Raw genomic sequence first — 16,213 nt, forward strand, 5'->3', positions numbered from 1 at the left:
TGAAATTGAAAGCGTTTTTAACTTTCATCTTCAGGTAAATAAGCATCGTATTCTGGGTACAAAAAATTATTGTAAGGAAATCGGGTAATATGGATTTCACGAACTTTATCGTACACTTTTTTTCGAAAACTTTCAATGTTTTCTTTTTCAATTGCCGATATAAAAAGAACATTATCTTCAAGTTTATTCATCCAAGTTTTTTTCCACTCTTGCAAAGTATAATGCTGACTACTTCTTTCGGTTGTTAAATCATCTTCATCAAAATCTTCAGCTTCATAAGCATCAATTTTATTAAAAACCATAATACTAGGTTTGTCTTGGCATTTAATTTCTTCTAAAATACCTTCAACTGAAGCAATATGGTCTTCAAAACTTTTGTGTGAAATATCAACAACATGTAATAATAAGTCAGCTTCTCGTACTTCATCTAGTGTAGACTTAAACGATTCTACAAGTTGTGTAGGTAATTTTCGAATAAAACCAACGGTGTCAGTTAATAAAAATGGAAGATTTCGAATTACAACTTTTCTAACCGTTGTATCTAAGGTAGCAAATAATTTATTCTCGGCAAATACTTCGCTTTTGCTAATTAAATTCATTAGAGTAGATTTTCCTACATTGGTATATCCAACTAAGGCAACTCGCACTAAGCTTCCTCGATTACCGCGTTGTACTTCCATTTGCTTATCGATGGTTTCTAGCTTTTTCTTTAAGAGTGCAATTTTATCGCGAACAATTCTACGGTCGGTTTCAATTTCAGTTTCACCAGGACCGCGCATTCCAATTCCACCGCGTTGGCGTTCAAGGTGAGTCCACAATCCAGCTAAGCGAGGTAATAAATATTCGTATTGCGCTAATTCTACTTGTGTTCTTGCATAACTTGTTTGAGCGCGTTGGGCAAAAATATCGAGAATTAAATAAGTACGGTCTACCACCTTACACTTTAGAATTTTTTCAATATTCTTTTGTTGAGCTGGCGATAATTCGTCGTCGAAAACAGCTGTGCCAATTTCGTTTTCTTCAACGTAAACCCTTACATCGTCTAGTTTACCGGTTCCAATAAATGTTTTAGGGTTGGGCTTGTCTAGTTTTTGTTGAAAACGTTGGGTTACTTCACCTCCAGCTGTAAAAGATAGAAATTCTAACTCGTCTAAATACTCTTTAGATTTTTCTTCGTCTTGCTTTTGATTTATAATTCCTATTAAAATTACTTTTTCGTATGTCGATTCTTGCTTTTCAATCATGTATATATATTGTTTTACAAAAGTACTGAACTTCTTGTAAACCTAGTCGTATATAATTTCTTTGTTATTGATAATCAAACCGAAAAAATAATTTTGTCAGATTTTTTTTTGGTTTTGTTAACTTTACGCTAACAAATTGCTATATTGAACCCCAAAATAAAACCAAAAATAGATGCTTGTAAAAATACTCCGCTGTTTTATATTCTTATTAACTTTAAATGTTGCTGCGCAAGCAACTACTATAGATTGTCAAACTCCATTAAGTGATACTTTTTGTTATGGGGATAATGAAAATGCAACCTTAGAATTTGTAAGTGATGATGGTTCTTCTTTAAATTTAACTTTTAGTGCTGGTACTATAGAAGGTGCTCCATTTGATACTATGATTGTTTTTGATACAGATGGAACGGAGCTTTTTAATAGTGATAATGGTGTTGAAAACTTTACTGGTTTAAGTTTTCAGTCTTCTGGCGATAGTATCTCATTTCAAATTACTTCAGATGGATCTGTTTCTTGCGAATCTGGAGCTGAAGATTTAATAGATTATACAGTAGTTTGTGCAACTTGTGCCAATCCAACGGTTGAGTTTACCCAAGTAAACGACTGTTTAAATGCACCACAATTTTTTGTAGATGTTAATATAACGGATTTAGGTTCTGCATCATCTTTAGAAATCACCGATTCTGAAGGAGTTTCAACCGAAACAGTTACTACAATTGGAGTTGTTCAAGTTGGTCCTTATCCAAATGGTGCTAATGTTACGGTAGATGTGCAAAGTTTAGACGACGCAAACTGCTCTACTACTTCATCTGTATTTACGCAAGAATTTTGTACGCTAACAGAAATTGAATGTGCACAGCCATTTTCTTCTACTTATTGCTATGGCGATAATGACGATACCACTTTTGAGTTTATTAGCGAAGATGGGTCTCCGCTAAACTTAACCTTTGATGCTGGTGATGTTGAAGCCGGTTGGGATGTGATTACGGTTTTTGATACAGATGGTTCTATTTTATTTACAGGCGATGGTGTTATTGCTGGTTTAACTTTTCAGTCATCAGGAGATAGCATTTCTTTTCAGATTGATTCTGATGGTTCTGTTTCTTGTGAATCTGGTGCAAGACCAGAAATTGAATATACAGTTAATTGTGCAACTTGTACCAATCCAACGGTTGAGTTTACCCAAGTAAATGACTGTTTAAATGCACCACAATTTTTTGTAGATGTTAATATAACGGATTTAGGTTCTGCATCATCTTTAGAAATTACCGATTCTGATGGGGTTTCCACAGAAACGGTGACTTCAACAGGTGTTGTTCAAATGGGTCCTTATCCTAATGGTTCTCAGGTTACCGTAAATGTGCAAAGCTTAGATGATGCCAATTGTTCGGTTACTTCAAATGTATTTGAGCAAGAATTCTGTACTTTAACAGAAATAGAATGTAGTCAGCCTTTTGCAGGTACTTATTGTTATCCTAATAATGATGATACTACGCTTGAATTTGTCAGTGAAGATGGTTCGCCTTTAAACTTAAATTTTACAGCTGGTAATATTGATGGTTTTGATGGAATTATTGTTTTTGATACCGATGGTTCAATTTTATTCGATGGTGATGGCGATATGACAGGATTGAGTTTTCAATCTACGGGCGATACCATTTCTTTTCAAATTACATCAAGTGGTTTTAATTCTTGTGATACCGGGCAACAACCAGAATTAGCATATAGTGTAGTTTGTGCTACCTGTGTAAATCCAAGCGTTGATTTTGAATTGGTGAGCGACTGTTTAAATGCACCACAATTTTTTATTGATGTAGATGTTACCGATTTAGGTTCTGCTACTTCCCTAGAAATCACCGATTCTGAAGGAGTTTCAACCGAAACAGTTACTACAATTGGAGTTGTTCAAGTTGGTCCTTATCCAAATGGTGCTAATGTTACGGTAGATGTGCAAAGTTTAGACGACGCAAACTGCTCTACTACTTCATCTGTATTTACGCAAGAATTTTGTACATTAACTGAAGTAATTTGTGATACTCCTTTAGACGAAACTTTTTGTTATGGAGAAAATGAAGATGTTACTATTGAATATATAAGTGAAGATGGAACACCCTTAAACTTTAATATTAATGCAGGTACCATTGAAGCTGGTTTTGATGATTTTATAGTATTTGATAGCGATGGCACTATTCTTTTTGATGGCGATGGCGAATTGTCTGGTCTTTCTTTTCAGTCTTCTGGCGATTCAATTTCGTTTCAAATTACATCAGACGGTTCAGTTTCTTGTGAGTCGGGAAGTCAGGACTTGTTAGAATATACTATAGTTTGTGCTACCTGTGTAAATCAAGATGTTACTTTTGAAGTAATCGATGATTGTGCTAGTGGCGAAGATCAATTTTTTATCGATGTCAATATTTCCGATTTAGGCTCAGCTGCTGGTTTAGATGTTACGGATAATCAAGGAAACGAAATTTTAGGCCTAACTCAAACTGGTGTTCAACAATTTGGGCCTTATCCCAATACTACCAATGTGGAAATTACAGTAGCGAATGTAGATGATGCCAATTGTATTATTGAAAGTGGGAATTTAACACAGCTTGCCTGCCCGCCAGATAATAATTCATGTGAGAATGCAGAAGAAGCTGTGATTAATCCAGAAAATTTATGTGTAGAATTAAATGCTGGGACTTTATTTCAAGCAGGAGCAACAAGCGTGCCTTCGTCTTGTCATCCTAACATTATTCAAGATATTTGGTATGAGTTTACAGCAACCGCTGATGTGCATACCACCACTGTTATACCTTCGCAAACCGGATTTGGTGCTCCGCAATATGGTTCAGCTATTTATGCAAACGATTGTGATAGTTTAACCGAATTGTATTGTAGTACAGAATTTGATAATTTTGGAAATAGTAACTCTATTACAGCTGAAGGTTTAACCCCAGGAGAGACTTATTATCTTAGAATTTATAATTTTGGTAATAACGAATTCAATCAAGCTGATGCTGCCTTCGATTTATGTGTTACTACTCCACAATTCTTTGAAGATAATCAATTGTGTTCTGATTTAGAGCCTTTTTGTGCTCCAGTAGACGAAGACGGAAACCCAACACCGCTTGTTTTTCCTAATGGTTATTTTTATTTAAATGAACAATTGTCTGAAGATGGTCCAGATTACGACTGTCTATTTACACAGCCAAACCCAGCTTGGTTTTACATTACTGTTGAACAAGAGGGAGATTTAGAGTTCTTAATAACACAGTCAACTGCTTTTGATGAGAACGGACAATCTGTAGGAGAATTACTAGATGTGGATTTCATTACTTGGGGCCCTTTTGATGAAGTAGACACCAACTGTAACAACTTAAATTCTTCTACTCAAGTAGACTGTAGTTATAGTTTTGTTTCTGAAGAAGTAATGACTATACCCGATGCCGAAATAGGTGAAATTTATATCGTATTAATAACAAACTTTAACCAATCACCTGGGTATATATCACTTAACCAAACCAACCTCGGTCAGCCAGGTAGTGGTTCTACTAATTGTGATGATGTATTTGGTGTAATTAATGGTTGTGCTTCAGAGGGCGTAATTATATCGTCTGAAATCGCTGATGGAAATGCCTATCAATGGTTTATCTTAGAAGATCCAGAAGCCGATCCAACCGATACATCTAACTATGTTCCTGTAGAAGATGGTGAAAACCAAGATTACTTAGCTACGCAATCAGGAACTTACTTTGTGTTGTCACAAGCTCAAGATAATTCGTTTAACGAAGAGTTTTTTAATGTTCGTTTATCTGAAGCTCCTGAATTATCTTTCGACTTAAACCAAAACTTATGTGAAGGGGAAACACTAACATTAGATGCAACTCCTATAAATAGTGCCGATTATACTGTTGTAACTTACCAATGGTTTGACGAAAATGGAGAAATTACGGGTGCTACAAATCCCGATTTAACCATTAATGATACAGGTGCTTATACACTTGAAATTACTACAGAAGAATTGTTAGGAAGTACCAACTTTGAATGTATTAACTTATTTGATATTACAGTTAATGGTCCTGTATTTGCTTTAGACTTAGGTGGAGACCAAACATTTTGTGAAGATGTCGGGGCTCAAACCATAACTGCTAACTTAAGTGGAGATGTAGCTAGTGATGCTGTAATTACTTATAATTGGAGTACAGGTGAAGAAACAGAATCTATTGAAGTTACAGAATCGGGAATTTACAGTGTAGAAGTTTCGGTTGACGGTTGTGTAGAAACTGCTGAAGTAGTTTATGGATTTAGTGAAGCGCCAGAAGTACAATTTGATTTAGAACAAAATTTATGTGAAGGAGAAGAATTAACTTTAGATGCTACACTAGTAAATGATTCAGATTTTGCATCGGTTTCATATCAATGGCAAGACACAAATGGGCCAATAGTAGGAGAGACCAATGCAACTTACACGTTTAATGAAACTGGGATTTACAGTGTTGAAGTTACTACAGCATTTGCTGTTGGTACAGAAACCTTTGAATGTGTAAACTTATTTGAAATTAATATTCAAGGTGCAAATTATCAAATTGATTTAGGAGGAGATGCTACTTTCTGTGATGAAGAAAATGCACAAACTATTAATGCTAACTTAACAGGAGAAATACAAGATAATGCAGTAATTACATATTTATGGAGTACAAGTGAAGAAACTTCTTCAATTCAAGTTACTGAATCTGGTACTTACAGCGTAGAAGTGTCTGTAGATGGATGTATAGAAACCGCAGAAGTTGAATATATATTCAATGAATCTCCAATCATCAATTTACCAACGGATATTGAAACTTGTGATTTGTCTACCGCCGTATTTGATGCAACCCCTAGTAATGTTGAAGCAGCGATAACTACATTCGAATGGAGACTAGATGGTGTGCTCTTACAAGATGAATTTATGGAGTTAATTTCTGCAGCCGATTATGGTTTTGGAACTTACGAACTAACTGCATATAGCGATTCGGAAGATTGTGCTTTTGTTCAAGAAATTGAAGTATCTCCTCGTTTTGTAAGCGCAAATCTTACTACCGATTCATTCGATGATTTATTCTGCGTAGGTGAAGAGGTGCTAATCGCTTCTGAAGTTACAGGTGTAGAAGGAGACGATGTAACTTATACTTGGTTTGTAAATGGAGTAGAACAATCTAATCAAAATCAAACAGAATTAGTTTACGAAATTGGTAGTGATTCGACTAATCCAAATCAAGATGTAATTTCTTTAAGCGTTAATGTTGGTGGAGATTGTGTCGCCAATATGGTAGCGGTAGATTTAGGTCGTTACGAACTAGACAATTGTATTATTCCAGAAGGGATGTCTCCAGACGGAATTAACCATACTTTAGATTTACGTTTCTTAGCAGATCGTTCAGGCATAAAAAGCCTAGAAATATTTAATCGTTTTGGTAAGTCCGTTTTTAAACAAAATAATTATACAGACGAATTTATTGGTCAAAATGAAAATGGCTCTGGTTTAGTAACAGGAACCTATTTTTATGTCATTAAATTTGTAAAAGAGGATCCAGTTTATGGTAAAGAGCACCGTGGTTGGATATATATAAATAGAGAAGAATAATAAAACTAATTAACATGAAACAAATTAACTATTTATTTTTGTTGGGTATGATTCCTATCTGGAGTTTTGCTCAGCAAATTACAATAAACCCTGTGCCAGCTCCCACTAGTGGATATACACCAGAGTTTTTAATTAATGAAGTTTTAATCGAAGGAGATTGTGCTCAGGTAGATAATGTAATTTCTCCAATGAATGCAAGTTTTGATGGACAAGCTTTTGAAAGTTATGCCTATTTTGAGTCCAATGGAGCTGATTTTCCTTTTGAAGATGGTATTGTTTTAGCTAGTGCAGATGTTACAACTATTCCTAACGGTCCTATTGGTGGTGGTTTTGGTGGTTGGACTGGTGATCCAGATCTCGCAGCATTGAGTGGAGAAAATTCAAATAACGCAACAACTATTGAATTTGATTTTGTTCCTTTTGTGAATGAAATTTCGTTTAATTATTTAATGGCATCACAAGAATATGATGACTTTTTTAATTTTCCTTGTACTTATGAAGATACTTTTGCTTTTATTATTAGTGGTCCATACGATGCAGATGGGAATCTAATTATAGATGATTTTCCAGAAGGTACACCTGGTGTTTTTCAAAATATAAACTCATACAATACAGATGCAAACCCAAATACTCCTGATGTTGAAGTAGACATGGGCGGGTTAAATATTGCAACACTACCAGGAACAAACATTCCTGCAACTGTTACTAATATTCATAACTTTACAAATTGTAATCCTGGAGATCCTGGAGAGTTTGCAGCGGCACAGTTCTATGATGCTGCTAATTCTGGAAATGGTTCTACTGCTTTTAATGGTCAAACTATACCGTTAGTTGCATCGACAAATGTTATAGCTGGACAGTTATATAAAATTAAATTATCTATTGGAGATAGTAGAGATACAGCTTTTAATTCTGCAGTTTTCATCGAAGGTGAAAGTTTTAACTTAGGAGATATTGATTTAGGAGACCCTATTACCTTACAAGATCCAGATGCAGAATGTACAGGTACTGTAATAATTTTAGATACAGGTCTTCCAGCAAATACAGAAATTGTATTTGAATGGTATTTTAATGAAGAAGTAGGTGCTAATCCAACAGAGTTAATTGTAGGCGAAGAAGGCCCTTCTTTGAATGTAACTGAAACTGGAACTTATGCTGTATTTGCTTTTATTCCTGGACCGGATGGAGCGCCCCTTGGTTGTTTTAATACTGGTTTTACTAGTTTAGAATTTTTTGATACACCAGAAGGTAATTTAGAAGATACTTTGATTTGTCCTAGCGGTGAAGTTGACTTAAATGCAACACCAACAAACCTAGATGATTTGTTAGCACAAGATGAAAATGGACCTACTTATACATGGTTTCTAAATGCAAACGAAATAGAAGGAGAAAATGGACCAATTCTTACAGCAACTGAACCAGGAGAATATGAAGTTGAAATTGATTTCAATGCATGTTCTGTAAATTTAACTTCTTCTGTTACTTTAGTCGATTATGATATGACACTTGGAGAAGATGTGTCTAGTTGTGTTGCTGTTTCAGATGCTCCTAGTTTTGAAATTACTCCTGAATTTTCAAACTTAACAGAAGCTGAATTACTTAACGTGGATTATTTATGGAGCACAGGAGAAACTTCACCCACTATAACCGTTAATTCATCAGGTGTTTATACCTTAACTACCACTTATGAAAGTTGTGAGATAACTGCAGAAGTAACTATTAATTTTATACCTACTCCAGATATTACTTTGGAAGATGTCGCAATTTGTGATGATAGTTCTGTTACACTTGATGCCGAAATAAATAATATAAACGAACTAAACGCCATAGATCCTGATGGAATTACATACACTTGGTTTCAAAATGGTACAGAAATAAGTGGAGAAAACGAATCTAGCCTTGTTGTTAATGAAGCAGATTTTTACTCTGTTGAAGTTGACTTTTTAGGCTGTGATGCTTCTGAAGAAGTAGAAATTTCTATTCTAAATTATTTTGTTGATTTAGGTGATGCTCCATTACCTTGTATCCAAGAAGGGCAATCTCCAGAATTTACTATTATTCCAGATTTAGTTGGAGTTGATGATTCAGACTTAGATTTAGTTGAATACCAATGGAGTACAGGAGAGACTTCTTCAAGTATTACAGTAACTGAATCTGGAACCTATTCTTTAACTACAAGCTTAAACGGATGTATTGAAACTGATGAAGTTGAAGTGATATTTACAGAAGCTCAAGATGTTTTTGTTCCTAACTTTGTGGTATGTTTTGATGAAGCTAGTTTGGAAATCAAAAGCAATTACACATTTAATACTGCCGACGAAATTATATGGGAAGACCCTAATGGAATCATAACCCAAGACCAAGCTAATCTTAATTTAGATTGGAGTTTAACTTCTGGTGTAAGTAATGCTGAAAATGAAATTGTTGGAGAATATTCATTAACGGTTATCATCGGTGGCTGTGAAGTTTCTACCACATTTGAAGTTGATTTTAGAAGACAAAGTGAAGTTGACTCAGCTATGAATAGTGGAAATATTATGATAAGCTGTTCTTTACCAGAAGGAATATCACCAAATGCTGACGGTGTTAACGATTGTTTTGACTTAAGCTTTTTAGCAATAGAGCCTGGAATAAATAATTTACAGATATTTAACCGATATGGACGTAAAGTTTTTGAAGCTGACTCGTCGTATACTAATCAATTTTGTGGTCAAGACGATGGCGGAAATAATTTAGTAACAGGTACTTATTTTTACGTTCTTAAACTAAATGAAGCTGGACAAGGTTTCGAGCAAGTTGAACGTGGATGGGTTTATATTAATAGAGAAGAACAATAACAACAACAATAATTTAAAGATTTCGCAATGAGAAAAATTTATGTTTTAATCTGTGTGATTGGCTTAGCGCTTTTTCCAGAAGCAAATGCACAACAAAATCCACAATACACACAATATATGTATAATATGAATGTGGTGAATCCTGCTTACGCAGGTTCTAAAGAAAGCCTTTCTGTAGGTGCTCTTTTTAGAGACCAATGGTCTGGTATTTCTGGTGCACCACGTACTTTTACATTTACCGCACATTCCCCAATTGGAAATAATATTGGAATAGGACTTTCAGGTATAAACGACCAGATTGGGCCGGTAGAACAAACCGATTTAATGGCTGATATTTCTTATACCTTACGATTAGGTGGAGAATGGAATTTAGCATTTGGTGTAAAAGCTGGGGCAACATTTCACGATATTGGCTTAGCTAGTGTTAATACCCAAATCGCATTAGATCCAGCTTTTGGAGCTAATTACAATGAAACTTATGGTATTTTTGGAGCTGGTATGTTTTTATACTCAGATCGCTTTTATGTAGGTTTATCTGTACCAAACTTTCTAGAATCAACACATTTTGTAACCGATGGAGAAACTGCTTTTGGAAATCAAGAGCGACACTTTTTTGGAACAATGGGATATGTTTTCGACTTAAATGATTTTATTAAGTTTAAGCCTTCGACATTTGTGAAAACACAAATTTCGAATTTCGATTCAAGTTACTTATCTTACGATTTTAATGCTAATTTCTTATTTTACGAACGTTTTGAAATTGGTGCATCTTACCGTGTAGACGACGCATTTAGTGCTTTGGTCGGTGTTAAACCTTTCGACTGGATGCATGTTGGGTTTGCTTACGATGCAACACAAACCGACTTAAATGAACCATCGTATGAAGCATTTATTATTTTCGATATCTTCTTCAAGAAAAAAGCATACTTATCACCAAGATACTTCTAATCATTAAATTCAATAATATAGAATTATGAAAAAAATTATAAATATATCGTTCGTTTTCTTGATGGCAATCACCGCTTTACAAGCACAAGATCGAACCACAGCAAAAGCAGATAAATATTTTGATAATCTCGCTTTTTATGATGCAGCTGATAATTATCAGAAAATTGTAGACAAAGGTAACGGAACTCCTTATGTTTATAGAAGATTAGCTGAGTCTTATTATAACTTAGTTGAGATGAAACAAGCTGAACGTTTCTATAAATTGGCAATGCGAACTGAAGATGATTTAGTAGCGGAAGATTATTTTAGATATGCTCAAGCTTTAAAAACTAACGCAAAGTTTGACGAGTCGAATAAAGTGATGCAACAATTTGCCGAAAAAGCACCTAACGACCAAAGAGCTAAGTTTTTTAAAGCCAATCCTAATTACTTAGAAGATCTTCAAAACAAGCAGCCTAATTTTACAGAAGATATGCTCGAGTTAAGTGCTAAAGAATATTCAGATTTTGGAGCATACGAGTTCAACGGCTTATTTTATTTCGTTTCTACAAGAAACGAATCAAGAAGCACATATGGTTGGAATGATCAACCTGGTACCGATGTTTTTGTTGCACAAAATGTTGGTGGAACCTTCAAAAATGAAATTGAATTACCTGGCGAAGTAAATTCTAATTATAATGAAGGTTCACTTACGATTACCAATGATGGTAAAACCATGTATTTTACTCGTAATGATTATACAGGGAGAAAATACCAAACTAATTCAGAAGGTGTTGGTCAACTTAGACTTTATAAGGCTACTTTAGTAACTGGAGAATGGAAAGATGTTGAAGCCTTATCCTTTACGGGTTCCGAGTACTCCTACAGTCACCCAGCATTAAGTCCAGATAATGACTATTTATATTTTTCTAGCGATATGCCAGGAGGATTTGGTCAATCTGATTTATATCGTGTGGCCATTAACGAAGATGGTAGCTTTGGAGAGCCTGAAAATTTAGGAGACAAAATCAATACACCTGGAAGAGAGAGTTTCCCTTTTATGGATTCTGATGAAGTTCTATACTTTTCAACCGATGGACATCTTGGGCTTGGTGGGTTAGATATTTTTTATACCAGAGAAATGAAATCTGGTTTTGCGTACCCAACAAACTTAGGTGCACCAGTAAATACAAAAGCAGACGATTTTTCTTTTAGCTATTACCCAGCAAAAAAAGCTGGATACGTAGCTTCAAATCGCAAAGGATTAGGAACGGTTGATAATATTTATACTTTAGATTTAGTACAACCTATGGATGAAACCATGCTTGTAGTAAGTATTATAGATGCTGAAACGAATCAACCGATAGAAGGCGCTGAAGTAATTGTTTACGATGATGAAGAAAATGAAGTAAAAAGAGCTAAAACTAAAAATGATGGAATTGCAAAATTATTAGTAGTAAGCTATGAAGACTACGACGTGCAAGCCAATAGAAAAGGTTACAATAGTGGTTCGGAAACTATTTCTGCTAAAGGTACAGAACAGCCAGTTAAACTTTTATTAGAGCCTATAGAGCCATTAATAGTTGAGCGTAAAGTGATTCTAGATGAAATTTATTTCGAATTCGATAAATACGAAATTCAAGCAAAATCTGCTTTAGGTTTAGATCAGTTAATCGAAACACTTAAAAAACACGAAGATATTCGATTAAGAGTAGAGAGTCATACTGACCGTAGAGGTCCAGCAGAATACAATCAACAATTATCAGAAAAACGTGCGCAAAGTACAGTTGCTTATATGGTTGAAAATGGTATTGCTGAAGATAGACTCGAAGCGGCTGGCTTAGGTGAATCTAAACCAATTAACGATTGTAGCTCAGGTTGTACAGAAGAGCAACATAGAGAAAATAGAAGAAGTGAGTTTACTATTATTGAAGAAAAAGAAGGTGTTGAAACCACAGTTGAATCTTCAAAAGAGTAATATTCATAAATATTCTTATCAACAAAAAAGCTTCAGTTTTTACTGAAGCTTTTTTTTGTTGGTTTTATTTTTAGCTGTGCTTTACAATTTATTTTTTATATTTAGTTAAAATTTAATTATGGATAGGCTGTGTAAAGAATGTGGTGTGAAATTAACAGGTAGAGCAGATCAAAAATACTGCTCAGATTATTGCAGGAATGCCTATAATAACCGTATTAATTCAGATTCAAAGAACCTTATTCGTAACACTAACAATCAATTAAGAAAAAACTACCGTATTCTTGAAAAATTAAATCCAGATCCAACTACCAAGACTTCCAGAAATAATTTACTCTCTAAAGGTTTCGATTTTAATTTAATTACTAGCTTGTATACTACTAAAAAAGGACAAACTTATTTTTTTGTTTACGATTATGGGTACTTGCCTTTAAAAGATGATTTACTTGCAATTGTAAAGAAAAATTAGAATGAAATTCATAAAAAATTTTTTTCAACTATTTGTTTTTGGATTAACAATCTACATTAGCTTTAATAGTCTTCAACCTTCAATTGTACAGAACACTTCGGTAGAACATTTTTCAATTAAAAATGCTTTAAACCATGTAAATAAAATTGCAAAGCAACCCCATTTTACAGGAACAAAAGCCCATGCTAATGTTCGAAATTATTTAATTTCAGAATTAGAAAATCTTGGTCTTAAAGCACATATACAACAGGATTTTAGTACAACACATAACAATGGTTTGAGTATTGCTATTCCAGAGAATATAATTGCTAAAATAGAAGGAGAAGATCCAGACGAGCCTGCTTTAGTTCTTATGTCTCATTATGATTCTGCAGTGCATTCTGCAATAGGTGCTGCAGATGCAGCTAGTGGAGTTGCAGCAATTTTAGAAGCAGTTCGTGCTTTTAAACAAACAGGGACCACCCCTAAGCAAGATGTTATTATTTTATTTACCGACACCGAAGAAATAGGATTAAATGGTGCTAATTTATTTGTGGGTAAGCATCCTTGGGCAAAGAATGTAGGCTTAGTAGTAAATTTTGAAGCACGTGGAACATCTGGACCTAGTTCCATGATTTTAGAAGTGAATGGAGGTAATAAAAATTTAATTCAGCATTTTGCAAATGCACAGGCAAATAATCCGTTTGCAAATTCTCTTATGTATTCAGTTTATAAGCTATTACCTAATGATACAGATTCAACGATCTTTAGAGAAAATGCAAATGTTCCAAGTATGTTTTTTGCATTTATAGATAAGCATTTTTATTACCACACTCAACTAGATACTGTTGAAAACTTAGACTTAGCTTCCTTAAACCAGCAAGGAGAGTATGCTTTAAGCATGTTAAATTATTTTTCAAGTACTTCATTAAAAAATTTGCATACAGAAGAAGATCATGTGTATTTTAATTTCCCATTTCTTGGTATAATTCATTTTTCAAGTAAATTAATACTCTTGCTAATCTTCTTATGCCTGTCTTCAACTTTAGTCTTCAACTACATTGCAATTCAGCAGCATAAAATTACTTTAAGAAGCTTGTTTAAATCATTTACTTATGCCTTGTTTTGTATAGTTTTAGCTTTTGGTTTAGGTTTTTTAGGTTGGAAAACCATAGCTTATTTTTACCCTGAACATCAATTAATATTGCAAGGTTTTCCGTATAATGCCAAGAGTATTATACTAGCTTTTTCTTTGTTAACTTCAGGATTATTTTTATACTTCTTTAAGTTTTTTAGCCTTAAAGTTAATGCCATTAGTTTATTATCGGTTGGAATATACCTTTGGGTATTAATATCAATCTTTGCTTTAATTTACCTTCCAGGTGCTAGTTATTTAATTATTCCTGCGTTGTTTGGTGCTTTAATATTAGCAGCTTTAGTTCTTTTTAAATTTAATAATCAGGTATTTCATTTTATACTTAGCATACCATTAATCTTTATTGTTTTGCCTTTTGTTTATTTTTTTCCAGTAGGCTTAGGTATTGCTAGTATATTTATTAGCTGTGTGTTGTTAATTTTAATTTTACTTTTACTATCGCCTTTGTTGTATAATTTTAGGCTATTACAGGGACTTAATTTTTTACTTATTAGTGCTGGTGTTTTTTTTCTTCTAAAAGCACATTTGTATGCAGATTTTACTAAAAATCAGCCAAGACCTTCTAGCTTAAATTATTTATACAATGCCGATCAAAACCAATCCTATTGGGTTTCTTACGATGCTTTTTTGTCTAATTGGAATGCACCATATTTTAAACAACCAACAAATAATTTAAATAGCTTAGATTTAGAAAGTAAATATAGTAGTAGATTTAAACATTTTTCTAAAGCAGATCCAATCTCAATCCCAACATCTGCCTATCAAATTAAGTTGTTAGAAAAAACAGAATCTTCTAAACACTACTTGTTTCAACTTAAGCCAACTACAGATGTTAATCGAATTGAAGTCTTTTTTAATAAAGTTCAAAATGTTTCAAATATTAAAGTGAACAATGAAGCTGTTGAAATGAAAAAACATTCATCTTCAACAAAAAAATACCTTAAGTTTTTTACTTATCATGTTTCTAATAAAGAAACTTTAGATGTTGAATTTACAGTAGATAACCAAACTGATTTTGCTTTCGAAATAATTGAAAGTAGTTTTAATTTACATGAACATAAACAACTTCAAGTAGAAAAACGTCCAGTAGACGAGATGCCTATGCCATTTGTTATTAACGATGCAACTATTGTAACCTATACAATACAGATTAATGAATAATATTAGCGTCTTAGGCTTAGGCTGGTTAGGGAAACCCTTAGCTTTATATCTTCAAAAAAAAGGTTTTAAGGTAAATGGAAGTTGTACAAGTTTATCCAAAAAAAGCACCCTTAATAAAGAAATTGAAACACATTTTATACAACTTGAATGGAATGCTATTCAAGGTGATATAGCCGCTTTTTTAAAAAATACGGAAATTTTAATCATTAATATTCCTCCTAAAATTAAGCAAGACGATGAATCTACCTTTGTTTTAAAAATGAAGTTTTTACTGCGTAAGTTAAAGGCTTTTAAAATTCAAAAAGTTATTTATGTAAGCAGTACAAGTGTTTTTGAAGATAACACAGAATTTTTAACCTATACAGAACGAGATACTCCTAATGCAAGATCGAAAAAAGCTTTACAATTAATTGAAGCAGAACAACTTTTTTTAAACGAGCATAGTTTTAAAACTGCAATTGTCCGTTTTGGCGGTTTGGTAGGAGAGGATAGACATCCAGTATTTTACCTTTCTGGAAGAAGCCAATTGGCAAACTCCAAAGCCCCAGTAAACTTAATTCACCGCAAGGATTGCATTCAGTTAATTTATACAATACTTTTAAATTTCACTAAAAACTCAATTTATCATGGGGTGTATTCTGATGTTTTACCCAAAGAAAAATTTTACCAAAAAGCAGCTAAAGCAAGAAAATTAATAATTCCTAAATTTTCGAAAGCTATGAGTAAAGGGAAGAAAATTTCTTCACATCAAACTGAATTAGATTTACAGTTGTATTTCAAGCATTCTGTCTATTAAATAACGAAAAATTAAATTTCATATACTTAAGTTTTGAGTGGTCACTTTAAGTTAAAGA

General features: G+C 33.6%; 8 protein-coding genes. 7 read left to right on the forward strand and 1 reads right to left on the reverse strand.

Going from position 1 to position 16,213, the window contains the following annotated elements; genetic code table 11:
* Nucleotides 1–17 precede the first annotated feature (17 nt).
* The gene (gene hflX / locus IEV63_RS01985) at nucleotides 18–1,244 is read right to left on the reverse strand and encodes a GTPase HflX (RefSeq protein WP_188405080.1); all 1,227 of its coding nucleotides are present in this window, start codon (nucleotides 1,242–1,244) and stop codon (nucleotides 18–20) included.
* Nucleotides 1,245–1,416: 172 nt separating this feature from the next.
* On the opposite strand from hflX, the gene IEV63_RS01990 reads away from it, so the two are divergent.
* The 7 genes from IEV63_RS01990 (at nucleotide 1,417) to IEV63_RS02020 (ending at nucleotide 16,155) form a co-directional block, all read left to right on the forward strand.
* Nucleotides 1,417–6,855 (forward strand): T9SS type B sorting domain-containing protein, encoded by a 5,439-nt coding sequence (locus IEV63_RS01990; RefSeq protein WP_188405081.1) that lies wholly within the window; start codon nucleotides 1,417–1,419, stop codon nucleotides 6,853–6,855.
* A 14-nt stretch (nucleotides 6,856–6,869) separates the two neighbouring features.
* Complete coding sequence (locus tag IEV63_RS01995; RefSeq protein ID WP_188405082.1) at nucleotides 6,870–9,692, forward strand: choice-of-anchor L domain-containing protein; 2,823 nt, start codon at nucleotides 6,870–6,872, stop codon at nucleotides 9,690–9,692.
* A gap of 27 nt (nucleotides 9,693–9,719) precedes the next feature.
* A complete protein-coding gene (locus IEV63_RS02000) occupies nucleotides 9,720–10,640 on the forward strand; it encodes a PorP/SprF family type IX secretion system membrane protein (RefSeq protein ID WP_188405083.1) in 921 nt (306 codons plus the stop codon).
* 25 nt (nucleotides 10,641–10,665) lie between these two features.
* The gene (locus tag IEV63_RS02005) at nucleotides 10,666–12,597 is read left to right on the forward strand and encodes an OmpA family protein (protein WP_188405084.1); all 1,932 of its coding nucleotides are present in this window, start codon (nucleotides 10,666–10,668) and stop codon (nucleotides 12,595–12,597) included.
* A 118-nt stretch (nucleotides 12,598–12,715) separates the two neighbouring features.
* Nucleotides 12,716–13,063, forward strand: coding sequence for a hypothetical protein (locus IEV63_RS02010; RefSeq protein ID WP_188405085.1), 348 nt, complete (start codon nucleotides 12,716–12,718; stop codon nucleotides 13,061–13,063).
* 1 nt (nucleotide 13,064) lies between these two features.
* The gene (locus IEV63_RS02015; protein ID WP_188405086.1) at nucleotides 13,065–15,359 is read left to right on the forward strand and encodes a M20/M25/M40 family metallo-hydrolase; all 2,295 of its coding nucleotides are present in this window, start codon (nucleotides 13,065–13,067) and stop codon (nucleotides 15,357–15,359) included.
* On the forward strand, nucleotides 15,352–16,155 hold the full coding sequence (locus tag IEV63_RS02020; RefSeq protein WP_188405087.1) for a Rossmann-fold NAD(P)-binding domain-containing protein: 804 nt from the start codon (nucleotides 15,352–15,354) through the stop codon (nucleotides 16,153–16,155). Before IEV63_RS02015 ends, IEV63_RS02020 begins: the two co-directional genes overlap by 8 nt.
* The last annotated feature ends 58 nt before the right edge of the window (nucleotides 16,156–16,213 follow it).

Source organism: Psychroflexus salis, from assembly GCF_014640175.1.
In the GTDB taxonomy this organism is placed as follows: Bacteria; Bacteroidota; Bacteroidia; order Flavobacteriales; family Flavobacteriaceae; genus Psychroflexus; species Psychroflexus salis.

Bases quoted from the DNA above. Each gene is read 5' to 3' on its own strand.
- IEV63_RS01990 (WP_188405081.1), top strand. From the start codon at position 1,417: ATGCTTGTAAAAATACTCCGCTGTTTTATATTCTTATTAACTTTAAAT.
- IEV63_RS01995 (WP_188405082.1), top strand. From the start codon at position 6,870: ATGAAACAAATTAACTATTTATTTTTGTTGGGTATGATTCCTATCTGG.
- IEV63_RS02000 (WP_188405083.1), top strand. From the start codon at position 9,720: ATGAGAAAAATTTATGTTTTAATCTGTGTGATTGGCTTAGCGCTTTTT.
- IEV63_RS02015 (WP_188405086.1), top strand. From the start codon at position 13,065: ATGAAATTCATAAAAAATTTTTTTCAACTATTTGTTTTTGGATTAACA.
- IEV63_RS02020 (WP_188405087.1), top strand. From the start codon at position 15,352: ATGAATAATATTAGCGTCTTAGGCTTAGGCTGGTTAGGGAAACCCTTA.
- IEV63_RS02010 (WP_188405085.1), top strand. From the start codon at position 12,716: ATGGATAGGCTGTGTAAAGAATGTGGTGTGAAATTAACAGGTAGAGCA.
- IEV63_RS02005 (WP_188405084.1), top strand. From the start codon at position 10,666: ATGAAAAAAATTATAAATATATCGTTCGTTTTCTTGATGGCAATCACC.
- hflX (WP_188405080.1), bottom strand. From the start codon at position 1,244: ATGATTGAAAAGCAAGAATCGACATACGAAAAAGTAATTTTAATAGGA.